The sequence below is a fragment of the Streptococcus mitis genome (assembly GCF_002096845.1).
GTDB lineage: Bacteria > Bacillota > Bacilli > Lactobacillales > Streptococcaceae > Streptococcus > Streptococcus mitis_A.
Genome location: NZ_NCVK01000055.1, coordinates 1 through 210 on the forward strand (window position 1 = coordinate 1; position 210 = coordinate 210).

Sequence of the window (210 nt, forward strand, 5' to 3'; positions counted from 1 at the left end):
AATTTAACTGTTGACCCTGGCTCTGCGTCTACTACTACTGGATCTTTAGTTCCGGCTTTACCTGTTAGATCTGTTTCTACAACTGGTTTAGCTGGAGCTGTTGTATCTGTCGCAACTTTTGGTTCACTTGCTTCTGATACGTTGCCTGCTGGGTCTGTTGCTGTCGCTGTTACATTTCCTGCTGGAATATCTTTCGTTGGTGTGATAGTT

At 44.3% G+C, this 210-nt stretch carries 1 pseudogene; it reads right to left on the reverse strand.

The features are described 5' to 3' along the window. Positions 1 to 210: pseudogene (locus B7695_RS11135) on the reverse strand (hypothetical protein); the annotation flags it as partial.